Annotated in this window: 22 protein-coding genes; 9 read left to right on the forward strand and 13 right to left on the reverse strand. The window is 64.7% G+C overall.

Features of this window, described 5'->3' with window-relative positions:
- Positions 1 to 22 precede the first annotated feature (22 nt).
- Positions 23 to 2,626 carry a PEP/pyruvate-binding domain-containing protein gene (locus tag MKCMC460_RS22975; protein ID WP_238304868.1) on the reverse strand — a complete coding sequence of 868 codons (2,604 nt, stop codon included), beginning with the start codon at positions 2,624 to 2,626 and terminating at the stop codon, positions 23 to 25.
- Between the two features lie 124 nt (positions 2,627 to 2,750).
- Here MKCMC460_RS22975 and MKCMC460_RS22980 point away from each other — a divergent pair, with 124 nt between their 5' ends.
- Positions 2,751 to 3,449, forward strand: coding sequence for a TetR family transcriptional regulator (locus MKCMC460_RS22980; protein ID WP_236977317.1), 699 nt, complete (start codon positions 2,751 to 2,753; stop codon positions 3,447 to 3,449).
- Here MKCMC460_RS22980 and MKCMC460_RS22985 read toward each other — a convergent pair.
- On the reverse strand, positions 3,446 to 4,102 hold the full coding sequence (locus MKCMC460_RS22985) for a TetR/AcrR family transcriptional regulator (protein WP_236977319.1): 657 nt from the start codon (positions 4,100 to 4,102) through the stop codon (positions 3,446 to 3,448). The genes MKCMC460_RS22980 and MKCMC460_RS22985 overlap by 4 nt on opposite strands.
- 107 nt (positions 4,103 to 4,209) lie before the next feature.
- Between MKCMC460_RS22985 and MKCMC460_RS22990 the strand changes: the two genes are divergently transcribed.
- Together MKCMC460_RS22990 and MKCMC460_RS22995 are read left to right on the forward strand one after the other, a co-directional pair.
- Positions 4,210 to 6,822 (forward strand): PEP/pyruvate-binding domain-containing protein, encoded by a 2,613-nt coding sequence (locus MKCMC460_RS22990; protein WP_238304869.1) that lies wholly within the window; start codon positions 4,210 to 4,212, stop codon positions 6,820 to 6,822.
- Entirely contained in the window at positions 6,819 to 7,748 is a 930-nt protein-coding gene (locus MKCMC460_RS22995) for a hypothetical protein (protein ID WP_238304870.1), read from the forward strand. Before MKCMC460_RS22990 ends, MKCMC460_RS22995 begins: the two co-directional genes overlap by 4 nt.
- 3 nt (positions 7,749 to 7,751) lie before the next feature.
- Here the strand turns inward: MKCMC460_RS22995 and MKCMC460_RS23000 are convergent, their stop codons facing one another.
- Positions 7,752 to 9,446, reverse strand: a complete 1,695-nt coding sequence (locus MKCMC460_RS23000; RefSeq protein WP_236977323.1) for a PEP-utilizing enzyme — start codon at positions 9,444 to 9,446, stop codon at positions 7,752 to 7,754.
- A gap of 334 nt (positions 9,447 to 9,780) precedes the next feature.
- On the opposite strand from MKCMC460_RS23000, the gene MKCMC460_RS23005 reads away from it, so the two are divergent.
- From MKCMC460_RS23005 to MKCMC460_RS23020, 4 genes are read left to right on the forward strand one after another with little or no spacing between them, the layout of a single operon-like run.
- Entirely contained in the window at positions 9,781 to 10,857 is a 1,077-nt protein-coding gene (locus tag MKCMC460_RS23005; protein ID WP_238304871.1) for a TIGR03857 family LLM class F420-dependent oxidoreductase, read from the forward strand.
- Positions 10,850 to 12,031, forward strand: coding sequence for a sulfotransferase (locus MKCMC460_RS23010; protein WP_236977325.1), 1,182 nt, complete (start codon positions 10,850 to 10,852; stop codon positions 12,029 to 12,031). Before MKCMC460_RS23005 ends, MKCMC460_RS23010 begins: the two co-directional genes overlap by 8 nt.
- An 11-nt stretch (positions 12,032 to 12,042) precedes the next feature.
- Entirely contained in the window at positions 12,043 to 12,801 is a 759-nt protein-coding gene (locus MKCMC460_RS23015) for an SDR family oxidoreductase (protein WP_236977326.1), read from the forward strand.
- Between the two features lie 21 nt (positions 12,802 to 12,822).
- Positions 12,823 to 13,479: a TetR/AcrR family transcriptional regulator gene (locus tag MKCMC460_RS23020; protein WP_236977328.1), complete on the forward strand. Its 657-nt coding sequence runs from the start codon at positions 12,823 to 12,825 to the stop codon at positions 13,477 to 13,479.
- A gap of 27 nt (positions 13,480 to 13,506) precedes the next feature.
- On the opposite strand, the gene MKCMC460_RS23025 is transcribed toward MKCMC460_RS23020, so the two are convergent.
- Positions 13,507 to 14,664: an LLM class flavin-dependent oxidoreductase gene (locus tag MKCMC460_RS23025; RefSeq protein ID WP_236977330.1), complete on the reverse strand. Its 1,158-nt coding sequence runs from the start codon at positions 14,662 to 14,664 to the stop codon at positions 13,507 to 13,509.
- A gap of 112 nt (positions 14,665 to 14,776) precedes the next feature.
- On the opposite strand from MKCMC460_RS23025, the gene MKCMC460_RS23030 reads away from it, so the two are divergent.
- The gene (locus MKCMC460_RS23030) at positions 14,777 to 15,367 is read left to right on the forward strand and encodes a TetR/AcrR family transcriptional regulator (protein ID WP_236977332.1); all 591 of its coding nucleotides are present in this window, start codon (positions 14,777 to 14,779) and stop codon (positions 15,365 to 15,367) included.
- 26 nt (positions 15,368 to 15,393) lie between these two features.
- Here MKCMC460_RS23030 and MKCMC460_RS23035 read toward each other — a convergent pair whose 3' ends face one another.
- The 5 genes from MKCMC460_RS23035 to MKCMC460_RS23055 form a co-directional block, all read right to left on the reverse strand.
- Positions 15,394 to 16,380: a hypothetical protein gene (locus tag MKCMC460_RS23035; RefSeq protein ID WP_236977334.1), complete on the reverse strand. Its 987-nt coding sequence runs from the start codon at positions 16,378 to 16,380 to the stop codon at positions 15,394 to 15,396.
- 30 nt (positions 16,381 to 16,410) lie between these two features.
- On the reverse strand, positions 16,411 to 16,686 hold the full coding sequence (locus MKCMC460_RS23040) for a cytochrome C oxidase subunit IV family protein (protein ID WP_236977336.1): 276 nt from the start codon (positions 16,684 to 16,686) through the stop codon (positions 16,411 to 16,413).
- A gap of 5 nt (positions 16,687 to 16,691) precedes the next feature.
- Positions 16,692 to 17,294: a cytochrome c oxidase subunit 3 gene (locus MKCMC460_RS23045; protein WP_238304872.1), complete on the reverse strand. Its 603-nt coding sequence runs from the start codon at positions 17,292 to 17,294 to the stop codon at positions 16,692 to 16,694.
- Positions 17,291 to 18,028 carry a hypothetical protein gene (locus MKCMC460_RS23050; protein ID WP_236977337.1) on the reverse strand — a complete coding sequence of 246 codons (738 nt, stop codon included), beginning with the start codon at positions 18,026 to 18,028 and terminating at the stop codon, positions 17,291 to 17,293. The genes MKCMC460_RS23045 and MKCMC460_RS23050 overlap by 4 nt, the downstream gene beginning before the upstream one ends.
- Positions 18,029 to 18,131: 103 nt before the next feature.
- Complete coding sequence (locus MKCMC460_RS23055) at positions 18,132 to 19,169, reverse strand: hypothetical protein (RefSeq protein ID WP_236984339.1); 1,038 nt, start codon at positions 19,167 to 19,169, stop codon at positions 18,132 to 18,134.
- Positions 19,170 to 19,387: 218 nt separating this feature from the next.
- On the opposite strand from MKCMC460_RS23055, the gene MKCMC460_RS23060 reads away from it, so the two are divergent.
- The gene (locus MKCMC460_RS23060; RefSeq protein ID WP_236977338.1) at positions 19,388 to 20,023 is read left to right on the forward strand and encodes a TetR/AcrR family transcriptional regulator; all 636 of its coding nucleotides are present in this window, start codon (positions 19,388 to 19,390) and stop codon (positions 20,021 to 20,023) included.
- Here MKCMC460_RS23060 and MKCMC460_RS23065 read toward each other — a convergent pair.
- The 4 genes from MKCMC460_RS23065 to MKCMC460_RS23080 all read right to left on the reverse strand — a co-directional run bounded on the left by MKCMC460_RS23065 (position 20,011) and on the right by MKCMC460_RS23080 (position 24,973).
- Positions 20,011 to 21,642: an FAD-dependent oxidoreductase gene (locus tag MKCMC460_RS23065; RefSeq protein WP_236977339.1), complete on the reverse strand. Its 1,632-nt coding sequence runs from the start codon at positions 21,640 to 21,642 to the stop codon at positions 20,011 to 20,013. The two genes, MKCMC460_RS23060 and MKCMC460_RS23065, sit on opposite strands and share 13 nt — an antisense overlap.
- A 181-nt stretch (positions 21,643 to 21,823) precedes the next feature.
- Positions 21,824 to 22,549, reverse strand: coding sequence for a hypothetical protein (locus MKCMC460_RS23070; RefSeq protein ID WP_236977340.1), 726 nt, complete (start codon positions 22,547 to 22,549; stop codon positions 21,824 to 21,826).
- Entirely contained in the window at positions 22,546 to 23,340 is a 795-nt protein-coding gene (locus MKCMC460_RS23075; RefSeq protein ID WP_238304873.1) for a hypothetical protein, read from the reverse strand. The genes MKCMC460_RS23070 and MKCMC460_RS23075 overlap by 4 nt, the downstream gene beginning before the upstream one ends.
- A 25-nt stretch (positions 23,341 to 23,365) precedes the next feature.
- Positions 23,366 to 24,973, reverse strand: coding sequence for a PEP-utilizing enzyme (locus MKCMC460_RS23080; protein WP_238304874.1), 1,608 nt, complete (start codon positions 24,971 to 24,973; stop codon positions 23,366 to 23,368).
- Between the last annotated feature and the right edge of the window lie 4 nt (positions 24,974 to 24,977).

Here is a 24,977-nt window from a genome sequence, read left to right on the forward strand (position 1 = left end):
TCCTCGTGATGGTCGGATGTGGCTACGTGGCCCGTTCGAGAACCTCGACCGTGCCGCTGGCGCCGTCGACGCGGACCCGGTCGCCGGTGCGCAGGCTCCTGGTGCCGGTACCGGTGTTCACGACGCACGGGATCCCCAACTCGCGGGCGACCACCGCGGCGTGGCTGAGCGTTCCGCCGATGTCGACCACCAGGGCCGACGAGATAAGCATCGCCGACGCCCACGACGGATCGGTGGTCGCGGCGACGAGCACATCTCCCGGTTGCGCCTCAGCCAAACTCGGGTCGGTGATCACCCGCACGACGCCCTCAACGACACCGGCACTCGCGCCGATACCGGACAGATCGGCAGTGGATTCCCCGGGTTCGGCGGACGTTGTCCAGACCGGCTCGGGGCAGCCCCAGAACGCGGTCGGGATGTCAAAGGAGCGGTAGCGGACCTGCTCTGCCCGGCGCTCGGCAACCAAGGTGCGCGCATGGTCGGGGATGACACCGGAGATCTCGGCGGCGGTCAAATACATGACGTCATCCACGGTGTCGAGAGCTTGCGTCGCCACGAGAATCTCGCCGATGCGGCGGGCGGCTGCACGAGCGACGTCGAGTGAGCGCAGGAAGTTGGCTTTGCCGATGCCTCGCATGGGCATGTTGCGACGGGCCAGCCAGAGGATGAGCCGCGCCGCCGTACGGCTGAGGGGGTTGGGCATCCGCGACAGCAGTTCGGCTTCCGCCGCCTTTCGCTCGACTGTTCGCCGCGCGGCGGTGCGACGAGGATCCTTGTCGTCCGGCTGGTTTCGGTAGATCTCGGCCAGCCGTCGGATGGGGGCCGGATCTTCGCGCCACACGCGTCCGGCGATGTCGCCCTCCAACGTTCCGTGAAAACCGTGCCGGCGCAGGAACTCTTCCTCGGTCAGCCGGCCACGCCCGAGGTCCCATAGGTCGATGACCACTTCCGTTTCGGCGTGCTCGCCACCACCAGCGGTCAGCGCTCCGAAAGAGTCTGCCATGCCGGCGCGGGCGACGAGCTTGCGCAGCGCGTCGAAGACCGGTGGCACCCCGACAATGTTGCCCTGCGCCTGTAACGCGGTCGCTTGCCGGAAGCGTCGGTTAGCCTCGCGGAATTGTTCCTGCGCACCAACAAGATCCAACTTCGGGGCGCGGAGCACCTCCGCTGCCCACCATGGCGCAATCTCTTTGTTTTGTTTTACGAGAACAGCTTTGGCGCGAGCAAAATTGCGCGGCATGTTCCACGCGACATGCGGGTAGCGGCGCCGGGTCGCGGCCTTCCTCATGCCCTCGGGCACGCTGCCCAGTAACTGCTCGGCAAGCATTTCACCGCTAGCGCCCGGAATCCGTTCGCCCATCGCATAAAACGCACTGACCGAGGCGACGGCGCGCCCGTAGGCGATCTGGATGATCCGCTCATGCGGGTCGTCGGGAACCCCAGCGGACGAGCGCTCCAGCACTCCCATCTGGACGAAGCCGTAGCGGGCAGCGATCTCCGCGGCGGGACCCCACACCGACCAGGTCAGCGGGGACAGCACACCCGGCGCGGCCTCACCGAGGTTGGCCGTGGAGTAGAACTGGGCGGGGTCGAGATCGCCGTGCAGGGTGCTGGGTGTGCCCAGGTCGGGGCGGTTGCTCCAGACGGTTTCGGGACGCGCCTGCAGTAGCAGCAGCGTGCCGTCGCGGTCGAGCGCCCATTCGACATCCATCGGATGACCGAACGCGGTCTCGATCGTGGCGCCGAGTTCGGCGAGGGACCGGGCCTGCGATGCATCGAGACTGGGCTGAGCGCCGATGGCGGGGTCGAGTGGTTGCAACGTCACCTGGCCGGTGGCGCGGTCGAACGCATACTGAGCGGTCTGCTCGCTGATCCGCGTTTTCCTCGGTGCTGCCAGGTCGCCTTTGGCGAACCAAAACTGGTCGGACAGCACATCGCCGACCACCACACCCTCACCGAGTCCGTGCGCGGATTCGATGTAGATCAGCCCCCGGTATCCACTGACCGGCTCCAGGGTCATCATGACTCCGCCCGCAGCCGCCTCGACCATCCGCTGCACCACGACGCCCATGGCCGTATGGTCGGCGTCGACCTCGAAGCGGCCCCGGTATCCGATCGCACCGGCGTTGTAGAGACTGGCCCAGCATCGCTTGATCTGTTGGTGTAGCGCATCTCGGCCCTGCACCCACAGGTAGGTGTCATGCTGGCCGGCGAAGGACGCGGCAGCGGTGTCCTCCGCGATGCCACTGGATCTCACGGCGACGGGCCCATTTCCGATCTCGGCGTAGGCGGCGTCTATCGCGGCGACCAGATCGACCGGTAGCCGCACCGCGGAGATCAATTCGCGGATCGCCGTTGACTTGTTCTCGTCGTTGAGATCTTGGCGCGCAAGCACTTCGGCGATTCGCGGCCCGATACCGGCGGCTGCGATCACGCTGCGGTAGGCGTCGGCAGTGACCACGAAACCGGCAGGTACCGGCAAACCGAGTTGAATCAGCGCATACAGGCCTTTGGCTTTGCCGCCGACTTGGTCTGTACGTTCGGGCGAGCATTGCGCCAGCGGGAGGACGACAGGCCGGGACGACTCGAGGCCATCCCTGAACTGCTGCGCGTCGTCTCCGTCCATGGCGTGGTCCCTCACTCTGCGTCCACTCTGACCCGAACAGAGCTAACTGTACACAGTGTGGATAGATCCGTCGTCGGCGGGTTACGCTCGGGTGGACGTGTACGTCCGAATCCCAGGAGGGACCATGGCGGTGCGGCAGCACCAACGCGCGCGCCCGGGACCGAAGCCACGGCTCAACCGGGACGAGATCGTCAGCGAGGCGCTGCAGATCCTGGCGGTCGATGGACCCGATCAACTTTCGTTGCGTCGGCTCGCAGCTCGGCTCGGCGTCACGGCCCGCACGTTGTACGGCTATTTCGACTCCAAGGAATCGCTGGAGTCGGCCCTGGTGCGGCGTGTCATGCCGGTGCCGCCGGCACTGGATCCGGCTCAACCATGGCATCAGCAGCTTCGCTCCTACGTTCTGCGAATTCATGACGCCTTCGTCGAGCAGCCCGGGGCAGCCCAGCTTTTCGCGGCGCGTTCGGCACGCAGCAGCGCAATGGACCAGGTACGCGAATATCTGTTGACGCTCTTGGTGGATGGCGGTCTGAGCCATGCCGACGCAATCGCCGCCCTGGGCACTCTAAGTCGCTACCTGATGGGCTGTGTCGTCATAGAAGCGCAGCGTCATGCCGAGGCCGACGTCATGGCCGGTCGGTTCGCCGGGCTTTCTCCTGAGATGTTCCCCGTGCTGGCGTCCTTCGCCGACGAATACGACGGGCGCGACTCGGAGGAATCGACGCGATATGGCTTAGACCTGATCCTGACAGGACTGCGGGATGTGGCGAATCGTCAAGCGCCAAGTGGCCGGACCAACGGCGCTTTGCCGGCCCGGGACTAATCAGTACGCCCGGCGTCCATGGTGTCGAGGACGGCGTTGACACCATATTCGAATGCGCGTTCCGACCAGTGCTGCGCATACTCGCCGGCCATCGCGGTCAGGTGTGGGTAGTCGTCCGGCGAGAGCTTGCCCAACCGTTCGTAGGCGTGATCGTTCAGGCCGATGTTCCTGGCGCGGGCTCCCACGGCGAAACCCAGCGTCAGCGCCACCAGGCTGCCAAGACCGTCGACCGCGGTGCGGTCGTCGATGCCGGCGTTGCGCAGGATCCCCAGCAGGCCATCGCGTTGCCTGTCGGCGCTGGGCGCCTCGTCGTCTTGAAAGCCGAGCAGTTCGATGAGACCGGGATGCTCGCGCAACGCGGTCCGCAATTTTCCCAACTCGGTCTTCAGCTGGTCCCGCCAACTCAGCGCCGGGTCCGGCGCGGGCGCTATGGAACCCATTGCGTGCGTGCCCAATTGAGAAACCAGGTCGTCTTTGCTCTCGAAAAAGCCGTACAACGTCATCACGCCGATGTCCGCGGCTTCGGCGAGCCGGCGCATGCTCAGCGCCGCCAGCCCCTCCCGATCGACGATCGTGAGTGCGGCGTCGAGGATCTCGCCCTTGCTGATGACGCGCCGCCGCCGGCGCGCCGAGGCGGCCCTCGCTGACGTCATCTGCTTCCTCCGGCCCTTGACGCGAATTCCGTCACAGCGTAGCGTCCGTACGCATGTACGTAAACCGTACGTTTGTACGTGCCAGCGCCGACCCTCAGGAGAAGACGATGCCCCGCTATGTCGTCGGCTTGGCGGACTGCTCAGGCGAGCGAGCAGCGGAGGTCGGCGGGAAGGCGGCCGGGCTGGGCGCGTTGCTGGCGGCGGGCATGCCGGTGCCCACGGGCTTCGCGGTGACCACCTCGGCCTACCGGGACTCAATTGCGGCCATCCGCAGTGCAATCGAAGCGATTGCAGCGGTGCCCGAAATCAGCGACGACGACGCATCTGTACGACTGCGCGCGCTGTTCGAGGAGCTGCCGCCGCCCGAGGCAGTAGCAGCTCAGTTGCGGGAGGCCTACCTGGCCCTGGATCCTGCTGGCACCGCGCTGGTCGCGGTCCGGTCCAGCGCCACCGCCGAGGATATGGCAGACGCGTCATTCGCCGGTCAACAAGACACCTACCTCGGCATCCGCGGGGTGGATTCGGTCATCACCCACGTCGCACGGTGCTGGGGAAGCCTGTTCACCCCGCACGCGATCGGCTACCGGCGCCGCTTCGAGGTCCCCGTCGACGATCTCGCCATGGCGGTGGTGGTGCAACAGCTGGTGGACGCGCAAGCGGCCGGCGTGATGATGTCGCTGGATCCTGTTACCGGCGACCGCGCAACGGTTTTCATCTCCGCGGCACACGGCCTCGGCGAAGGCGTCGTGGTCGGCGACGTCGAGTCGGACAGCATCTGGGTCGACAAGGACGGTCCGTCGGTCATTCGCCTGGAATCGGCGCACCAGACAGAGTCCTACCGCTACGACGTCGACGGCCGCGTGCGCCGGCAGCCGCTGGCTGCCGAACTGCAAGACCAGCCTGCGATTTCGCCCCGGGAGGCGATCGAGCTGGCGTGCATCGCGATTCGGATGGAACAACGGCAGGGTCGCCCGCAAGACCTCGAATGGGCGATCGACCTCGACGACACGGGCTCACGCAGAATCTGGCTGCTGCAGTCGCGTCCCGAGACGGTGTGGGCAAACCGAACCACCGCGGACCGCCCGCCCGCCCTACACGGCCCGACCCGACCCGACACCACCTGGACCACCACCAACGTCGGCGAATCGGTGCCCGGAATCCCGACTCCGCTGGGTTGGTCGATGTGGTCGGTGGCCGGCGAAATCGCCATGCGTTCGGCGTTTCACGCGATCGGCGCGCTCTCGCGTGACGAACTCGCCATACCGGCCGCGCCACAAGACCGTCTGCTCGGCATATTCCTCGGGCACGCAGCGCTGAGCGTCAGCCTGCTGTGTGAGTGGGCCGAACGGGTACCGGGAACCGACCCCGTCACCATGTGCGAACAGATCTTCTCGGCGCGGCCGCGAGACTACGTACCGCGCAGCCAGAAGCGGTACTACCCACGGGTGGCCCTCAAGGCCGGGGTACCTATGTTCCGCGTCAAGTCGATGGTGCTGCGCGACCGCGCCGACGCCGAGGCATTTCGGTCGAAAAGCCTTCGCGCGCTTGCCAGCTCCGACGACGAGACCACTCGTCGTATTCTTGCGGAGGCGCTCGAAATCCACCGGCGTTGCCTTTCGACGCAGACCCTGCTCACGATGGCGGTCTGCCAGCCCATCACCGACGCATTGCTACGGATCGCGGCCAGCGTAGGGTTCTCCGGCGAGGAATTGATGGCGGGCTACGGTGGGCACGACGAAACCGCAGCGGTCACCGACATGTGGGCGTGCTCGCGCGGCAAGCTGGACCTCGACACGTTCCTGGCCAGACACGGATTCCACGCCTGGCAGGAGGGTGAGCTCTCGGCCCGCAGCTGGCGGGAAGACCCCACGCCGGTACGCAATCTCATCGAAAGCTACCGGGCACGCGGCGACGAGGCCGACCCGGCCATCGCCGAGTGGTTGCGGATGGCGGCCCGGGAAAGGCTGGAGCGGCAATTCCTGTCCGCGCTACCCCGCACGCGAAAGCCGTTGGGCCAGTTGTTACTTCGCATGGCTCGCTCGTATGTTCCCCTGCGGGGAATTGCCAAAGGGTCGTTCGTCCAATCGCTCGATGTGGTTCGCGCGGCGGCGCGCCGACTCGGCACTCTGCTGCGCGACCGCGGCGTACTGGCCGAGAGCGACGACATCTTCTACCTGACTCTGCCCGAGCTGCGCGGCGGGTTGCCGGCCGACGTGCGCGCGGTAATCACCGAGCGCAAGCGCGAACGTGCCAGTTATGCAGCGCTCGAATTACCCACCGTGTGGGTTGGCGAAGCGGCCCCGACGCAGACCACACCCATCGCCGACGACGACATGATCGTCGGCTCCGGGGCCAGTCCAGGCGTCGTCGAGGGACGGGCACGAGTGGTGACGCATCCCGACCACGCTCACATCGCCGAGGGCGAGATCCTGATCGCCCACAACACGGACCCCAGCTGGGCGTCGTTGATGTTCCTCTCGTCGGGGCTGGTGGCTGATATCGGCGGCGTCATGTCGCACACGGCGATCGTCGCCAGGGAACTCAGCCTCCCCTGCGTGGTCAACACGAAATCCGCCAGCAAGGCGGTGCGGACCGGCGACCTCATTCGCGTCAACGGAGCGCGCGGCACCGTGGAAATACTCGAGCGATTCTCAACGCCGCCAACGACCGTCGAAACCCAGTCATTACCAACATCGCCGAGCGGACGGGACGCCAGATGACCATCAACGAGATAACAAGCACCGTGCAGGCTGCCGAATACCAGCGCGACCCGATCTGGGGCGCCATGAGCCATCCCGCGCTCGACAGCATCGCGGAAGGCTGCGCACCGTGGAAAGACCACATTTACATCGCCTTTTGGGATCCCACCCACGAGGCTTACGGGTTTTTGCACTGGAACTCATCGCCCAACCACGACACCACCAAGGTCCAGGCAAACATCTCGCTGCGCGGACAGCAGATCGACATCATCGAGGGACTCCGTCCGCAGACGGATCATTTCAGTAGTGACTCAGCCGAATTCGACCTCAAAAGCGAGATCAGGTACCACCACGAGCGACTTTCGGGGACGCTCACCATGGCGCCCCGCTTTTCGATCATCGACTTCGGCCCGGGCGGTTCGCTTCCGCCCCTCGGTGACAACGAACCCCTCCAGCACTTCGAGCACGGTCTCACCGTCACCGGACGGCTCACCCTCGACGGCGCGAGTCACGACATCGATGCAGTCGGATTCCGCACTCGCACTTGGGGTTACCGGGATGACTCGCAGCAGTTCGCCGAGTACTTCTTCCTTTGGGCGACCTACGAAGATTATGCGGTCGGCTTCATCAAGCAGCTGCACCCGGACGGCAGCCAGCGAACGGGCGGCGGGCTGGTCCGTGACGGTGCCGTGCAGACCATCGTCGATGCCCACCTACCGAAGAACCGGGCGGGTTTCGCCCAACGGGTCATCGTCGAACTGGACGACGGCACCGAAGTGACGCTGCAGCGCGGCGAGCGGGTCTGGGGCGGCTGGTGCCCGATCGGTCTACCCGAACGGAATGGTCCCGCCTTCAGCGCCTACGACGAGATCGTCGACTGGACCGGACCCGGCGGCGAAGTGGGCTTCGGACTCTCCGAATACGGCCAGATTCGCAACGTGTACTGACGCCTAGGCGTACTGATCGGGCGGTGCGCCGCCGAGGATCTCGACGCAACCCGTCGTGCCGTCCACCCGCACCCGCATACCGTCTCGCAGGGTGGTGGTCCCGGTACGGGTACCGGCAACACACGGCAGGCCCAATTCACGGCAGACGATGGCGGCATGGCTCATGGCACTCCCGACATCGGTGATCACGGCTTCGGCAAGCGGGAACAGGGAGGCCCAGCTGGGATCGGTCGCCCGGCACACCAGCACGGTGCCCTCGTCTATGTCCGCCTCGTCGAGATCGTGGATCACTCGCACGACGCCCTCGGCGATCCCGGCGCTGACGCCGAGACCCTCCAGCATGCCGGGCCACCGGCCGGCTTGCGTTGTGTCGATTTGCGTTGTGTCGTCTTGCGTTTCGACGGCCGGGGCGGTGACCTCGACCGGGGGTTCGCCGCGCCAGACGTGTGGAAGCACGATTCGGTCGAACGCCGCGTGTTCACGCCGGCGCCGGCCCACCAGCTCGGGCCAGCGGTCGCGATCGCCTTCGGCGATCTCGTCGATGGTCAGAAACCGGATGTCCGCGGGATCGTCGAGCACTCCGGCATCGGCCAGGTCACGACCCACAATCCGCGATGCCGCTCGGGCGCCGTCTACCGCTCGCAACATGCTGGCACGGCCGGTCTCACGCCAGGTCGGCGCGTGTGCGGCGAAGCGGACGAGAGCCCGCGCCGGTATGGCACGGATCGGGCCGAGCGCCTGTTCCAGGCGCTGGACCGCCGCGGCATGCTCGTGCCGGCGGCGGACTACCAACTGATCCACGTCCTCGGAGGCCTGACGCGAGCGGTAGGTCGCCGCCAGCTCGAGGATGGGCCGCGAATCCTCGCGCCACACCGTCGATTCCACCAGTCCCTCGCGCGGCCCGTGGTAGCCGTGCCGGCGCAGAAAATCCTCGACTGTGATCCGGTCAGCAGACAACCGCCACAGGTCGCGGACCAGATCGAATTCGGCGGTCCCCTCCTCACTCTTGATCAGTTCGTGTTGCAGGCCCTCGAGACCGGCATTGATCGCCAAAGTCTCGACCCGCCCCATGACACCTTGGCACGCCATCGACAACACCATGTGAATGACCAGAATGGTCTCGAACCGTCGGCGCGCTTCGACCAATGCACGCACCGCCGAATCACCCCGGAGCCCTTCGTGTTCGAAGACGGTGGCTCGCCACCATCGCGCGGTCTCATCAGCGCATGGCTCGAGGGCGCGCATCGCACGTCGCAGCGCGACCGGAAATTTCGCGATGACAAAGGGATATCGGCGCATCTTACGCAGGCCGGTGGGCTCGGGGTCCCCTCCGCGCTGCACCGAGCCGAAAAGCTGTGCTTCCATCAAGGCAGCAGATCCGCCCGGCACCCGTGCGGCCATTCGGCCCATCTGGTCGAGGTTGGCGATGGCATGACCGTAGGCCACAGACAGAAAGCGAGCGTCGACGTCGTCGGGAATGGGCCGCTGCGACTTCGGCAGCACACCCAGGTCCACCCAGCAACCGCGCATGGTGGCTTCGGTCGGCGGAAAGTACATGGACCAGGTCAACGGCGTGACCGTTCCGGGCAAGCCCTCGTCGACATTGGCTGTGGTCCAACGCAGCCGGGTACCGGGCCAGTGCACCGGGCTGGCGGCCAGCACATCGGGCGTGAGGTCAGCTGCGGGTTGCGGCTGCATATCAGCGCACCTTCGGCGAAAGGTGAAGGACTGTCGGTAGGGCGAGCACAGCCGAGGGGCCGTCGCCGATCGGTACACGGCGAACGATGGCAGACCGATGCATGCTCCAAGCATATGTAATCGCGATTAAATTCTTCGCAAGGTCGGGCGATCTGCCCGTCCCGGCGCGAAAGTGCGCTTGCCGAAAGATCGTAACGACTGCAAGCAACAGTGCGTCTCTTGACAAGGGACATTCTGTCCTCAATAGTGGGCGGCGTCACTGTCCGCAAAGGAGCCCGTCGTGTCAGTCGCCGCAATGTCCGAGGCAGGGAAAACCGGAGCGACGTCGATCCCGGTGGTCAACGATCTGAGCATCACGCTGCTGCCGGGGCGACAAAGCAGTTCACTGCCGGGACTACACGAAGCGATCGACGCGGAACGCCTCGGTTTCAAACGGGCTTGGTTGCCGGAGCGCTACAACGTCAAGGAAGCGGGTGTACTGCTCGGCGCGATGGGCGCCGTCACGTCGCGGATTCCGCTCGGACCGGGCCCGTTGTCGATCTCCTCTCGACCTCCGATCGTGATCGCCTCGATCGCGGCAACCTTTCAGTCCCTGTTCGGTGAACGCTTCATGCTCGGCCTGGGCCGCTCGAACGCGCTGTGGTTACAGGGCCATGGGTTCACCGAGCAGGGATACCGGGCCACGATCGACCGCGCGCGCATCATGAAGCAACTGTGGGCGGGTGAAGTGGTCGACTATGACGGACCTGCCGGTACCTACCGGCGGCTGACGATGATCGACCGCCCTGAAGGCCTGAGCCCACCGCCCGTGGTGTTCTTCCATCTGGGCGGCCCCGCTGCTTCTCGAGCGGCGGCCGACCCGGTGTGGGACGAGATAGCGCTGTGCAATCTGGTCAGCGCCGAAGCGATGGCCGAATCGATCGACATAACCAAAGCCGAGGCGGAACGCCAAGGCCGCGACCCCGATTCGCTGCACTTCATCGCCCCGGTCACGACGGCACCGGACATGGACGAGCTGGAAACCCGCGCCATGGTGGCCGCCCGGATCGTGATCGGGATACAACTACCCGGCATGGGCGATCGCCTCATAGAGCTCAATGGGTGGGATCGCGATGTGGTCGAGGACATCCGCAACCACCCACAGTTCGCCGACATGAACCGCGCCCTGATCGACCACAGCTTTCACCGCACCGGACTGCTGGGTCCCGCTGAACTTGTCCCCGAACGCTGGATGCGGCACAGCGCGGCAATCGGTTCGAGCGAAGAGGTGGTTGCCAAACTGCGCGAGTTCAAAGCAGCGGGCGCCCACGAGGTCGACCTCTACGGCTCCACGCCGGCGCAGAACGTACGGGTAATCGAACTTTGGCGCACCACTGCCGATAGCAAATCGGAAGCGGGACAACATGTCTGACAGCGAGGAAGTTACCCTATTGCAGCCAGAGGCACTGATGGCTGCGGCCTGCGCGCAGACGGGCCTGACCGACTTCCGCGACGAAAACTTCCGCGAGCCCCTAGCGCAGTTTCTCGCCTCGGCGCGTGCGGAAGCACGCATGAGCGATATCGGCGTGGCGACCCTGGCCCAGGACGTTATCCGGCTGCTTGCCAATCGGCTGCTGCTGCAGGCCGACTTCACCGCTCATCCCGAAATCGCCGCTGAGGATGCCGCAGACCCGATCGTGATCGTCGGCAATCCACGAACGGGCACCACGAAGTTGCAGCGCATGCTCGGCGCGCACCCCCACATCCAATCGGTGAAACTGTGGCAGATCCTGTTTCCCGGTCGACTGCCCGGCGATCCCGATCCCCGCCTGGGCCTGGCCACAGCGTTTCAGCAGCAGCTCACCGACGCCTTTCCGGCATTCATGGCCGCCCACCCGATGGTGGCCGACGAACCCGAAGAAGAAGCGCTGCTGTTGCAGATGACTTTTGACCGGGTCGGTGCGCACAACTGGTTTTACCGCACACCGACCTATCACTCCTGGCTCAAAGACCGCGACCAGCACGCCGCCTATGCCTACCTGCGCGAGGTGTTGCAACACCTGCAGTGGCAGGGTGGCGGCCGGCGCGGTCCGTGGGTGCTGAAATCGCCCCTGCACACCGGGAACATCACCACATTTCTCGAGACATTTCCGCGGGCCACGCTTGTCCATTGCCACCGTGACCACGTCAAGACGGTGCCCTCGTTCTGTGGGCTCGTCGAGCTCATCCGGATGTCGCGCGGTCAAGAGGTGGACCGGGACGAACTCGGCGCGTTCCTGCGCGACGAATTGGCCGAACACTGGCGCCAAAACCTGGCCGCCCGAGCCGCCCTGCCCGCAGAGCAGATCCTCGACGTCGGCTTCGACGAAATAGTGACCGACCCGATTGCGGTGATACACAAGGTATTCGCGGCGCGCGAGGATCGGCTCGACGAGGCGGACGCCGAGACGATGCTGAGATGGAATCTCGACAATCCCGCGGGAAAGTACGGTGTTCACCACTACTCGCTCGAGCAGTACGGGTTGTCCGCCGATTCCGTCCACGATGCGTTCGCGGATTACTACGCGCATTTCGGACGGCTGCTGCCATCGGTAGCGCTCCGGTGAAACTCCCCGGCATGCACGCGGTGGTCACCGGGGCCTCACGGGGCATCGGTGAAGCGGTCACGCGTGAACTGATCGCACGTGGTTGCCGGGTGACGATGGTCGCCCGAACGGTCACGGCACTAGACACCATCGCCGCCGAGACCGGCGCCGCGGCTGTACCCATGGACCTGGCCTCCGGCGGTGGAATGGACACGGCAATTGCCGGCATAGAGACCCAGCACGGTCCCATCGACATCCTGATCAACAACGCGGCCCTGGGCGACGTTGCGCCGTTTCTCGAGCTACCGGTCGACGCGAGCCGACGCCATATCAATGCCAACCTCATCGCCCCCATGGAAATGACGCGACAGGTGCTACCCGGAATGGTCGAACGCAGACGCGGCACCATCGTCAACGTCTGTTCCCTCGCGGGCGAGATCGCGACCCGTAACGCAGCTCCGTACGCCACGAGCAAAGCCGGCCTGAGCATGTTCACCTCGTACCTGCACAGAGAACTGCGCAAATCACCGGTGACCCCCTTGCTGCTCCTACTCGGCGAAGTCGACACCGCGATACTCGAGCAGGTCCGCGCGGACCCGGTGATGAGTATCGTCGCCAAGCGGGTGGGCAAGCTGCGGGCGCTGACCCCACAGCAGGTGGCGACGAAGCTGGCCGACGCAATCGAAAAAGACAAGCGGATCCTGGTGTTACCCCCCGCTGCCCGCCCCATTCTGGGCGTGCGCCACGTTCCGAGCCGACTGATGGATCTGGCGATGATCGGTGTCCGGTGAGCCCGCCGATAGCATCACGTGATGGCTTCAACCGGTCCAGCACGCCGCCGCACGTCTGCAGAGGTCGTGGCGCTCATCCTCGCTGCCTCGGAGCGGGTGTTCCATGAGAAGGGCTACCTTGCGGCAACGACCGATGAGATTGCGGCAGAAGCCGGGGTGGCACGCTCGGTGCTCTACCGGCATTTCGCGAACAAAGCGGACCTGTTCCGCAGGTCGGTCCTGCTACCTTTCGTCGAATTCTTGCGGGACTACGGCCGGGCTTGGCGCTCACAGCTCGAATCGCCCTGGCCTGACGAGCGACTCATGCAGACCATGGTCGGGCTGTTCTACGACAGCTTCGAAACCCACCGCGACACGATCCTCACCATCGCGATCGCCGCGGATGACATCGATGCCGAAACCAACGCCTACCTCGAGACCGAACTCGACGAGTTCTTCGCCACCATGCTGATGATCAGTGAGAACGAGATCCACCGGCGGCCCTGGATGTCGCTGGACGGCCTGGACTTGACCATCCGGCTCACGCTGGGTTCCGTCGCCGCTGCGGTCGTGTTGTCGCGGCTGTTCATGCCACACGGCACTGCTCGCCCCAGCCGTGACCAAGTGGTTGATCACATTGCGCGAATGACACTTTGGGGCCTTCGGATGCGTGATCCCGACGAGGTCGCGCAGGGATGAACGCTGCCGGAATTACCGCTTAGGCGCCTAACTCTGCACGGCGACAGGCTGTTTGATCAGCCGGCAGATCTCGGCTGAGGCCTCGATGGTGGCTTCGGGCTCGACCGGTACCAGGATCGGACCGAAATCAGCGACCAGATTGATCGTGGAGCCAGCTTCGACGAAAGGCCTTATCTCCTTGGCGATATCGTCGGGAGTGCCATAGAAGAAAGTCCTACGCACCATTTCCGGCGTGACTCGGTCCGTGACCGCTTTGATCTCGTCAAGCGTCATCGAATTGGGCTTCATGTGGAAGGCGTAATGCCAGTCGAGCGGCATCACCGGCTCGATTCCCTCTGGCTCCCAATCCCGTTGGTTGATCCGACCACCGGTCGCCGCGTACCACTTCACCAGCGGGTTGTCGACGTACTGTTCGAAGTCGTCTTTGCTCTTGGTGATGAATGCGATGTGGTGCAGCGCGAAATGGAATGTGTCGTCGCCGCGACCCAGGTCGTTCAAGGTCTGCCGGTGGCCCTGCACCAACTTCTCGAAGCGTGCGGGGTCGGCGTAGACGAACGGGGCACCGGTGCCGAAACCGTCGGCGTATTTCAGTGCCATCTCCGTCAGCCGAGGTCCGCCGCCCATCGCGATGACCTCGGGCCGGCGGTCCTTACCGGCGTTGCCGATGAACGCATCCTCGAGTTTGAAGATCTCGCCATCGAAACTGACGGGTTCGCGGGCCGTCCACAACAGCCGGAGCACCTGCAACGTCTCGTTGAGCCGCTTGAGACCCAGTGAACGCTTACGGCCGAAAGGCCCGATGTTGCGCATCTCGCCGGCTCCCAGCGACAGCAACGCGGGACCGGACGTCGACGAGGCAAGGGTAAGCATGGTTTGCGCCAATTCCGGTGCGTCGCGCCGCAGCGCGTCGGTGCATATCGCAAAACCCAACCGGTCGACGGCGCTGAGCGCGAACGCCATCGTCGCGAAAGGATCTTGCAGAGAGTCGATGTCGGGGAATTCCGCTGCCAGCGGCGTGTTCTCGGGAGTGAACAGCTTGTTGGGCCACCAGCTGGTCAGCTGGTCCCAGATCACCGCGTAGTCGATCTGGCCAGTGGCCTGCAACGCTGCCGCGTAAGGCCCCGCGACTTTGGGATCAATGTGCCTGGATGCCCAGATACCGATGCCGGCACGGATTTCGTTCATGAGTGCTCCCACCTGCGACAGTGCTGCGGCGACAATATGGCCAATTTGTAAAGCCATATTGTGCAAACGTAGGTGCAAGCATCGCGCGATGTCAACAGTTACTCTGCTGCTTATGGCGAGCATCAACGTTTCCCCGCCCACCGCACGCGACGCGGCACGTGGCCAGGTTCTGGACGCGGCCCGCCGCTGCTTCCTGCGCGACGGATTACGCGCCAACACCATGGAAGACGTGGCACGCGCCGCGCAGACATCGCGGCAAACCGTGTACAAGTACTTCTCCGGGCGCCGCGAACTGATCGAAGCCGCGATCGCCGCGCGCATCGCCGAACTCGCCGACGACATCCTCGCTCACGACTGGAGCGCGACCACGTTGGTCGATGCGTTCGTGGCCCGCACCGCGGCCATCGTGCAGTCCATCCGCGACGACCATGAACTGGGTGTGTTGCTCGGTGAGGGATCGCCGCTGACTTTGCACGAAGCGCTGTGGCAACCGTCGGTACGGCAGCGCGGACTGGCCGACTGGCGGCCGTGGCTGCGAGAAGCCAGACGTGCCGGACTGATTCGCGGCGACGTCACCGACGACGATCTCTACGACTGGTTGCAGACCGTGCTTACCTCGGTGATTCTGCGTCCCGATCCCGACCCACCCTACGAGCGAATGCTTATCGAGACTTTCCTACTGAAGTCGTTGCGCGATGGCTGATTGACACAGGCCGGCCGGCCAGGCCGCTACCGCGCCCGGAGCAGGGCACGAGCCTGCTCGGTCGGCAGGCAGGACCAATCCTCGCCACCCGCAGTGAGCCCGTCGAAGCTCCATCTCATGCCCGCGCACAACTGGTAGGTGCGGTCATAGACGGGCCACACCAAGGTGTTCAGACTTGTCCCAGCGGCATCGAGCACACGGCCCCGGTCGTCGACGGCGTGCAACTCCGCGCGTCGGGCGCTCAGATCGGGCCCACGCTCGAGGACACGGCACGTCCCACCGGTGACCAGCCCACTCTGCCCGTCTCTGCAGTAGAAGCCGAAGGCAACGCTGTCCTGGACCCCGAGAACCGGATCCCGTTCGGGCCCTTGGGTACTCACCGAAAGCACCGAGAAATAATTGCGCTCCGACGCGCAGCACCACATCAGTTCCATCCGCCGCGCGGCAACCGCATCGCGCGGACCCCAAGACCGGTCGCGGATCGACGGCTGGTCAACCACGAGCGTCTCGCCGCCCACGGTCACCGTTCCCGTCATCCGGCCAAACTGCTGATAGTGGCCGTTGGTGAAGCCCTCTTCCGCTGTCGTCCATCCGTCCAGACCCTGGTTCTGGCCGAACGCGAATGGGTCGGTAAGTCTGCGCCACTCCAGATCAAGGTCCAGCGCGCCGCGGTGGCGGATCCGGAAGTGCCCGAAAGGCTCGATCATCTCTACCGACAGCCCGTTTTCGAGAGTGAAGTCGAACATGTCCGCCCCGGCGGGAAGTGCGAGATGCCGGTTGTAGTCATAGCCCAGGCAGTCGTACTCGCTGCTTCCGGACGGATCCCAGACCTTCACACCGCCGGAAGACAGATTCATGTTCGGCCGATGGAAGAAGTACACGTAGATGGTGGTCCGGCGCTCCGGCAGGACGACGCCGAACCAGGCGCTCTCATTCCAGTGCGGATGGGCGCTGCGGGCATGGAAGTGTTCGTCGGCGGCGTCGATCTGGATCGCATGGGTTTCCACGCTCATCTGGTCTTCTCCTGCTGCGTATCGGCGCTTCTACTTGACGAAGATGTCGAGGCCCACCAGAACCAAGAAGACCACCAGCACGTAGGCCTCGAAGAGCGCCCGTAGGGCGAGCGGCGCGGACCGCAAATCCATGAAGTGGACCCCGATCAGGCGAACCTTGAACAGCGCGATGCCCACGATGATGATCGCACCCACCGAAGCGAATCCGGCGCCCTGCTCGATGCCGACCAGAAACGATCCGAAAGTCAGCACCAGCAGCAGTACCCACACCAGCGTTACGCGACGGGTTGCCGTCATTGCCGTCATGCCGGTCACCTCACCAGGTAGAACAGCGCAAAGAGGACGACCCACAGCAGATCGACCATGTGCCAGAAGATCCCGCCGGTCTCACACAGTCGCGCCTGCTTATCTGCGAACTCCGGCCGCCGGACAACGACGATCAACCGGCTCAAGATCGCCATCCCGATCAGCACATGCAACAGGTGGATACCGGTGAACATGAAGTAGTACGAGAAGAATTCCCCGCTGCCCACACCTTTGTGGGCAGCGAACAGCTGGGTCCATTCGACAGCCTTGACGACGACGAAGCCGGCTCCGCACGCCAACGCACCCGCGAACAGCCGCCACGTGTCGGCCCGCCGTCCGGCGAGGACCCGCTGGACCGCCAGCACCACCAACAGCGAACTCGACAGCAGCAGAACGGTATTGATGGTCCCCAGCGCGACGTGCAACTGCGTGTGGTCGCGCGCGAAGATCTCCCGATTCTTGCCGCGGGAGAACATGAAGGTGGCGAAGAACAAGGCGAACACCGTCATGTCGCCCAGGACGAAGACCCAGATTCCTTCTTCGCCAGGGATTTTCCGCGAGGAATCGGCGGCTGCCTGGTGCACCCGCGATTGCTTGATCAAGGTCATCGCTGCAACTGGCTCCGTCGTAACTCATCCCCGGATGCCACCGGTTCGATCGGCTCGTCCTCGGAGACACCGACAGTCGCCCACAGCTGCCACGCCATGGTCAGGAACCAGACTCCGAAGAAAACCGCCACCAGCCAGAACGCCAGCAGACCGTTCCACGCGAACACACCGTTCTTGAACAACACCACCAAACCACCTGCGGCGAAAAGGAACCCACACCATACGTTGAAGTAGCCCAGCCAGCGGGGCCAAATCTGGTGCTTGGCACCGAAGATGGCAAATCCGATGGCCAAGCACTGGATGGTGGCGGCCGGCCAGTTCATGACGAAAGGCAGCCAGCCGAGGTCGTTGAGCGCCTGGGTGATCTGCGGATCACGCTCGGGACGGTAGGACGCCGCGGCGAAGAAGAAGACGGGCATGATGATCGCCATCACGGCCAGCCCGACCCCGACGAGCTCGGTATAGGCAAGCGCGGAGTATCGGCTACCCTCCATCTGCCTGATCCGCACCGCGACGAGCGCACCGAACGGCGCCTGTAGGCCCGAACCGGTCAACATCAAGACAAGCCCCAGCCGTTTGAGACCGGTGTTGGTCGACCAGAATTGAGCTATCTGATTGGCGTCCCGCATCGGTGATATCGGCGGCAGCAGACCGATCATGAGCATCGCCGGGAACAGGCACAGCACGAACGCCGCGCCGCAGATCGCCATCGTCTTCTGCATGCCTGGTGTCATGACAGGACTCCCTTATTGCCTAGGTGCAATTCGGCTCAGCGCCAATGGAACTCGCGTGGTGGGTCGTCCAGGGCTGCCCTGGACGACCCACCACGGAGATGCGTCAGACCGAGGCTTCGTGCCGACTCGGTTTCGCGGCCGCGCCGTTGGCGAACACCACCGTCGGGCCGACGATCAGCGCCTGCGTCGGGTCCTCGGGATCGGTCGCGATTCCGTCGCCGGGCTGCACGCCGCCTTCTTCGCACATCTTCTGCCACATGTGCATCCGCGTCGAGCGCTTCGGCGTCAGCTTTCCGTAGGCAAAGATCCGCCACAGCGTCCAGTTCGGCGCCGGCAGAGACTGCGGACGCCCAACAAGCTTGTGCAGGACGAACATCCAGCCCACCATCATCGCCATCATGATCGTGGTGGCGACCCAGCGCGCCGCGACCGGCAGCGTCGAGTTGTGCGCGAGCAGGTGGATCCAGCCGATCCCGAAGTAGTTCATCATCATCCCGGTCGGTGCGATGAGCAACAGCCACAGCTTGTGCGCACCCTTCAGGCGCGGCACCGCGAAGGCCAGCATCGCGCCAATGGTGACGAACGAACCGCCATTGATGAAGCCCCACCAGTACGGGAAGCCGAGGAACTTGTAGGGCTGCACACCGTAGTACTCGTAGGTCCGCAAATTGATGCCGATGGTCTCCATCAGCGCGTCCGTGGCGATGCCCAGCCCCAACAACATATAGAAGTGCCGGACGTGCGCTCCGTTGCGGATGACGAAGTAGCAGAAATAGGCCTCTAGACCCAGGAACGCCACGTAGCACAACGGGATCAGCGCCGGAACGGTGATGCCGAAGTTGGTGAAGGCGGGGACCAGGTTCTTGGCCCAGTGCAAGTGGCCCAGCATGTCGAGCATCGGCTCGACCTGGCTGCAGATGAATCCGCTCGCGATGACCAGCAGCGGAATGTAGTTCCTGCTCCGCATGGCAGCTCTGATCGCCCATGGCAGCGCGAAGATGACCGCAGCGGCGCCGGCGACGAAGAAGAAGGTGATCTGGGCGGGAGCGCTGGCGATGAAGTCCCCAGGGCTCGGTTTGATGTTGGGTGGCCAACCCTCCTCGCCGACTAGCGGCCACCAACTGCTACTCATCAAATTCATCGAACTCATCGATATCGGACCTTTCTTGCTACCGACGACATGCATCGCAATTCGAGTGCGGGTCATCCGCGCCAGCCGTGACGGCATCCCCCTTGCTGGTGTGGACCAGCTCACACTAACATGATGTTCAGACAAGGTGTATACCTAATTTGAAATCCGCTTAGATTTGTTCCGGTGAGGCGCGGTGAGATGCAGAGATCGCGGGTAAGGTTTCGGCGATGACCGAGATGACGCGGCGCGCGGTCAGTCGGCGACGAGTGGCTGATATCGACACGTCGGCGGCGGAAAGCATCTTCGCAGCGACCGCTCGGTTGTTGGCGCAGCAGTCGTTCAACGACATCAGCGTCGCCCAGATACTCACCGAGGCCGGAGTGTCGCGGGCGACCTTCTACTTCTACTTCGCTTCGAAGTTTTCCGTACTCAGCGTGCTGCTCGAGCGCGCCATGAACGACATCTTCGAGACCGTCCAGCCGTTCTTGGCGCGATCACCCGATGACCCCCCGGGGGCTGCCCTGCAGCGAAGTATCCGAGCCGTCACCCAAGCCTGGCATCGTCACCGTCCGGTACTGCAGGCGGCGAACCATCACTGGCACTCCGAGCCGGAGTTGCGCAAGCTGTGGTTGGCGATCACCGAACGATTCATCACCGCGGGAGCCGTCGAGATAGATCGCGAACGTGCCGCGGGGATCATCACCTCGCGCGTGCCGAGCAGAACCCTGGCCGCAACGTTGTTCTGGGGGACCGAACGCGTGCTTTACATCGCCGGGCTCGGCGTTGAACCGAGCCTGGTCGACGAGGAAGCCACCGTCGAAGTGCTGGTCACCATGTGGCGCGGCACCCTCTACGCGTCCTGACGCGCATTCGTCGATTCGGCGGTCGTGGCAACGCCGAGCATCTCGGCGAGGTCGACGAATTTTATCCGGGGCCGGCCGGCTTGCTCGCCGCGCCGACGCTCAGCCTCATCGATCGCAAGCCAACCCTGCCAGTCCACCCGTTCAACGCCCCGCTCGACCAGCAGTCCCGCCAGCGCGTCCGGCTCATCCAACTCGCGGTCCAGCAGACCCCTGTCGAAGTCCGCCCACAGGCTGGCCACGGATTCTTCGGCGCAACTCCGGTTGGTGCCAATGACGCCGCGCGAACCGCGCTTGATCCATCCGGTGACGTACACCCCCGGGGCGGGCACCCCGTCCTCGCCGAGGACACGACCCCCGTCGTTAGGCACCACACCGACGGCCGCGTCGAAGGCGACGCCGCCGATCGGCTCGCCGCGATAGCCGACCGAGCGCAAGATCAATCGGGCGTGGATCAAGTCCGTTTCTCCGCCAGGCAGACTCACCCGCAGACCCTGCGCACGGTCGTCACCGACTATCTCCAGCGGAGAAGTGAGGAACCGGAAGACAATTCGCTTGTTCTCCGGATGTCGCGGGCGCTCATTGAATTCGCGAGCGATCTCCAGTTTCATCGTCGTCGCCACGTCGTCGCCGGGACGCGGCTCCAAGTCGTCACTGTCGATGACGACGTCGACGCCCGGAAGTTGCCCGAGTGCGAGAAATTCGCCCACCGAGAATGCGGCGTCGCGCGGGGCGCGGCGGCCAATGATCTGCACTTCGCGAACCGCGCTGTCGGACAGGCTGTCCAGCGCGTGCTGGGCGATGTCGGTCTGCCCTAGTTGCTCGGATCCTTTGAGCAACACACGGGCCACGTCCAGCGCTACATTGCCGTTTCCGATGACCACTGCGCGCTCCGCGGACAGATCGAATGTCTGTCGGGCGTGGTCAGGGTGCCCGTTGTACCACCCGACGAAGTCGGCCGCCGGATAACTTCCAGGTAGCTGTTCGCCGCCGATGCCAAGATCCCGGCTCCGCGATGCGCCCACCGCATAGATCACCGCATGGTGGTGCGCCAGCAACTCCTCGTGGGAGATGTCCCGGCCGATCTCGACGTTGAGGTGGCAGGTTAAGGTGCGACTGGTCAATGCGGGGCCGAAGACGTCGACGACGGATTTGGTGTGCTGATGATCCGGCGCCACCCCGGCCCGCACGAGGCCGAAAGGTGTTGGCAGACGGTCGAATACCGAGATTTCCACTCCCGCGACCCGCGCTAGTGCACCGGCCGCGTAGCAACCCGAGGGACCCGCTCCCACGATGGCCACCCGCAGTGAACCGGCACCCACCGGCGCATGGGTGTCGACCGTCGACACAGCGCCGATCTCCAACGGCGTGTGCTCGAAGTATCGGGCGTTGATGTCCAAGTACCGCTGGAGATCAGGCGGCAGTTCTTCCTCGTAGTAGATGGCGTCGACCGGGCACTCTTCCGCGCATGCGCCACAGTCGATGCATGTCGCCGGATCGATGTAGAGCATCTCGGCGCCGATGAACTCGCCGGGGCCGCCGACGGGGCGAATGCAGTCGACCGGGCACACCGGTACGCAACTGGCGTCCTTGCAACAATTTTGAGTGATGACGAAAGTCACTGCGCCGCAATCCTCGATAGCCGGTGCGTTGGCCGATGGGTTGCGCCCTGCTCGAAGGCGGCCGGGCCCGCGCACAGATTATTTATTCTAGGTTCAATTTTCAGCCTAACATAAGTCGACTTATGGTGGCTACCGGCCGGCGCCGGCGACAGCGCTGTGGGCTACCCCCGGCGAGAGATGGCTAGCCCCGGGCAGTCAGCGCCGCTTCTCGAGCGGGCCGCTCCCCACGATCGTGACGTGCCGCAGCGACCACGAGATAAGCGGTGACACAGATCCAGACGAAGAAGATCGCGACGCCGATCCCCCAGACGACGATCCCGTTCCAGGCGAGCGGCCCCTCTTTGAAGAACACCACGAAGCCCGCGGGGAAGACACCTAGTACGGCGAAGAAATTCAGGTAGGCGTACCAGCGGGGATACACCGGCGACGAATTGCGGTCCTGCAGCACGATCACGCCGATGATCGCGTTCTGGATCAGCACGGTGGTCGTGGTGCCGATGAAGGTCAACCAGGCCACATCGTTGAGCGCCTGGGTGACTACCGGGTCGCGCTCCGGTCGATAGGCAACGCCCTGCCACAACATCAGCGGCAGGATGATCTCGAGCACCGTGCATGCTGCGGCTGCGAGCTGGGCGTAGACCAGGGTCCGCGGCGCCCCCTCGATGCGACGCATCTGGGCGGAGATCACCGCGTAAAACGGTGCGAGTAAACCCGTTCCGAGCATTGCGATGAACAGACCGATCCGCTTTGCGACCGTGTCGTGGGCGAACCATGCCGCGATCTGCGTCGCACTCAGCGAGGGCGCCGGCGGCCAGATGAAATGCCCCACCGCCAGCAGGCCGATGAAGAACAGCAGTGTCATCAACGGGCCGCACCAGGCGCACACCACCTGGTTGCGGTACGTCACAGCGGTACCCCTTTCCGCTCGCCGGCCAGCCGGGCGACCGCGGCGCGCAGCTCCTGCACCTGGTTCGCCAAATCATCTTGGGCTGAACCGCTTTCGGGTCGCGCACCCGAGGTACCGATCGCCTTCAGCATCAAGACTGACATGGTGATCATCCAGATCGCGAAAACGGTCAAAGGGAGATACCAGGTGAACAACCCGTTCCACGCGAACGGGCCGTCGTGGAAGAAGACCGCGATCGTCCCCGGCGTGAACAGCACCGCCACCCAGTAGTTGAGATAGCCTGCCCACCGGGGAAACACCGGGTCTGGGAGTCCGTCGCGGGTGTCGAGGAAGATCGCGGTGCCGACCGCAACGGTCTGCAGCATCGGCGTCGAGGTGATGCAGACGAACAGAAACCATGCGGTGTCGTTCATCGCGAGCAGGATCTGAGGGTCTCGGGCCCGGTAAGTCATGGACTCCCAGATGATCAGCGAAATGATGAACTCCAACACGAACAGCGCGCCGACGGCCAGATTGGTGTAAGCCAGCGCCCCGACGCGCCCGCGCATGCGCAACATCAGAACGGTGATCGCCGCGCTCCACGACGCGAGCAGCGCCGCGGCAAATACCGAGACGATCATTCCGATCCGGATCCGCACGGCATTGTCGGTGAACAGCTGCCCCAGCTGCGCACCGGTCAGTTTCGGGGACGGTGGTGGAATGAAGCCGGCGATCACCCAGAATCCGGCGAAAAAGGCCACGAGGCAGGCGATCCCGCTCCAGGCGCAAATGCGTTGAGCCGTGGTGTTCATTCGGTGGCCTCTCCGTTGAGGTGTGTTACTTCTCGGCGCGTTTGATCAGCTGCACGGTGCCGGCGGACCCGTCGACCCGGACGAGGTCGCCGTCACGCAGTACGCGAGTTCCGGTGCGGGTGTTGACCACACAGGGCAGCCCGAGCTCGCGGGCCACCACCGCCGCGTGGCTGAGGACGCTTCCGATGTCCACAACCAGCGCGGACGACACGAACATGATGGACGCCCAGCTTGGGTCGGTGGTCGGGGCGACCAGAATCTCGCCGGGCTCGACTTCTACCACCGCCGGGTCGTGGACCACCCTGACGGGTCCTTCCACCACACCGCTTCCGGCGGCAATCCCAGTGAGGCTCACCTCGTCGGCGGAAGTGTCGTCCGGCGCCTGGATCTCCGTGGGTTGCGGGGTGCCGCGCCACCATGACGGCAGCTCGAGGCGCTGATACTGCGCGCGTCTTTCGCGACGGCAGCTGACGAGTTCCCGCGCAACTCCTTTGTCGGCGGGCGGATCCCCGACGATTTCATCGACGGTCAGGTAGAAGACGTCACTGGCGTCGGCCAAGACACCGGCCTTCGCGAGATGCTCGCCGACGCGGCGCGCAGCGGCTCGAGCCACGTCGAGTGCCTGCAGAAACGAAGCCTTCCCCACCCCGCGCAGCGGAACTGTGCGCGCGGCGTGGTTGAGCAGCAACCGAATTGCGGGCCGTGCGGCGGCGGGCAACGCCGCGAGCACCTGCGCCTGCATCGCGGGCAGGCGGTCGCGGGCCGCCCGCTCCCGGGCCAGCGGGCCGGCACTTTCGTCGATTGCTGCGTAGCGCTCGATCACAGCCGCCAGCGGGGAAGGATCCTCGCGCCAGACGCGGCTGGAGATCTCACCTTCCAAGGGTCCGTGGAAGCCCTGGTTGGCAACCACCTCATCGAGGGTCAACTCACCACGCGAGGCTTTCCAGATGTCCTCGATCATCGACATTTCGGCACCCCCGGTACCGGAGAGCACCCCGACGTCGCCGATGCCGGCGCGTTCAACCAAAGCCGTGAGCGCGTTGATCAACGGGGTGATCGCGGCGAACAGTGCGATACCGTGCGCGGTCATCGTCTCGGAGAATCGTCGGGTTGCGCCGTCGAAAATCGTGACAGCTCCGGCCAAATCGGTAGCTGCCAGCCGCGGTATCTCGGCCCGCCACCACGCATCGATCTGCGGTGCCAGCCGTCGAACCTTGCCCGGCATCGTCAACGCCGCATACGGCAGCCGGTAGGCGATGACGGGATAACGCCGCATCGTCGGCGCGAAGGTCATCGTCGGTGGGGCCTCGCCGAGCATGCCGGCGATCGCTACCTCGCCCGTGGTGCCGGGCATCCGGTCGCCGACGGCGGCCAGCCACTCGGTCCGCATCGCGATACGTCCGTAGAACGTGGTGATGATCCGATCGGGTCCAGGCGGCGGCTGGAGACGTTCGGTCTTGTCGAATACCCCGATCGCATAGGACAGGTCGCGGCACATGCGGTCGCCGATGTCCGACCAGATCGACCAACCCAGGGGTGTGGCGACACCTGGCAGCGCCTCCCCCACATTGACTGTGGACCAATGGGTTTCATCCCGGCCCGGTTGATGCAGCGGATCCCATCCGGCGGTCATGCTT

It is taken from the genome of Mycobacterium sp. 20KCMC460, from assembly GCF_022179425.1.
GTDB classification, from domain to species: Bacteria; Actinomycetota; Actinomycetes; order Mycobacteriales; family Mycobacteriaceae; genus Mycobacterium; species Mycobacterium kiyosense.

What these genes read in the sequence shown, in the direction of transcription:
- MKCMC460_RS23035 (WP_236977334.1), bottom strand. Translation starts at nt 16,380, where the DNA reads ATGAGCGTGGAAACCCATGCGATCCAGATCGACGCCGCCGACGAACAC.
- MKCMC460_RS22985 (WP_236977319.1), bottom strand. Translation starts at nt 4,102, where the DNA reads ATGACGTCAGCGAGGGCCGCCTCGGCGCGCCGGCGGCGGCGCGTCATC.
- MKCMC460_RS23080 (WP_238304874.1), bottom strand. Translation starts at nt 24,973, where the DNA reads ATGACCGCCGGATGGGATCCGCTGCATCAACCGGGCCGGGATGAAACC.
- MKCMC460_RS23020 (WP_236977328.1), top strand. Translation starts at nt 12,823, where the DNA reads ATGGCTTCAACCGGTCCAGCACGCCGCCGCACGTCTGCAGAGGTCGTG.
- MKCMC460_RS22980 (WP_236977317.1), top strand. Translation starts at nt 2,751, where the DNA reads ATGGCGGTGCGGCAGCACCAACGCGCGCGCCCGGGACCGAAGCCACGG.
- MKCMC460_RS23030 (WP_236977332.1), top strand. Translation starts at nt 14,777, where the DNA reads ATGGCGAGCATCAACGTTTCCCCGCCCACCGCACGCGACGCGGCACGT.
- MKCMC460_RS23000 (WP_236977323.1), bottom strand. Translation starts at nt 9,446, where the DNA reads ATGCAGCCGCAACCCGCAGCTGACCTCACGCCCGATGTGCTGGCCGCC.
- MKCMC460_RS23045 (WP_238304872.1), bottom strand. Translation starts at nt 17,294, where the DNA reads ATGACCTTGATCAAGCAATCGCGGGTGCACCAGGCAGCCGCCGATTCC.
- MKCMC460_RS23050 (WP_236977337.1), bottom strand. Translation starts at nt 18,028, where the DNA reads ATGACACCAGGCATGCAGAAGACGATGGCGATCTGCGGCGCGGCGTTC.
- MKCMC460_RS23055 (WP_236984339.1), bottom strand. Translation starts at nt 19,169, where the DNA reads ATGAATTTGATGAGTAGCAGTTGGTGGCCGCTAGTCGGCGAGGAGGGT.
- MKCMC460_RS23010 (WP_236977325.1), top strand. Translation starts at nt 10,850, where the DNA reads ATGTCTGACAGCGAGGAAGTTACCCTATTGCAGCCAGAGGCACTGATG.
- MKCMC460_RS22990 (WP_238304869.1), top strand. Translation starts at nt 4,210, where the DNA reads ATGCCCCGCTATGTCGTCGGCTTGGCGGACTGCTCAGGCGAGCGAGCA.
- MKCMC460_RS23075 (WP_238304873.1), bottom strand. Translation starts at nt 23,340, where the DNA reads ATGAACACCACGGCTCAACGCATTTGCGCCTGGAGCGGGATCGCCTGC.
- MKCMC460_RS22975 (WP_238304868.1), bottom strand. Translation starts at nt 2,626, where the DNA reads ATGGACGGAGACGACGCGCAGCAGTTCAGGGATGGCCTCGAGTCGTCC.
- MKCMC460_RS22995 (WP_238304870.1), top strand. Translation starts at nt 6,819, where the DNA reads ATGACCATCAACGAGATAACAAGCACCGTGCAGGCTGCCGAATACCAG.
- MKCMC460_RS23040 (WP_236977336.1), bottom strand. Translation starts at nt 16,686, where the DNA reads ATGACGGCAATGACGGCAACCCGTCGCGTAACGCTGGTGTGGGTACTG.
- MKCMC460_RS23015 (WP_236977326.1), top strand. Translation starts at nt 12,043, where the DNA reads ATGCACGCGGTGGTCACCGGGGCCTCACGGGGCATCGGTGAAGCGGTC.
- MKCMC460_RS23060 (WP_236977338.1), top strand. Translation starts at nt 19,388, where the DNA reads ATGACCGAGATGACGCGGCGCGCGGTCAGTCGGCGACGAGTGGCTGAT.
- MKCMC460_RS23025 (WP_236977330.1), bottom strand. Translation starts at nt 14,664, where the DNA reads ATGAACGAAATCCGTGCCGGCATCGGTATCTGGGCATCCAGGCACATT.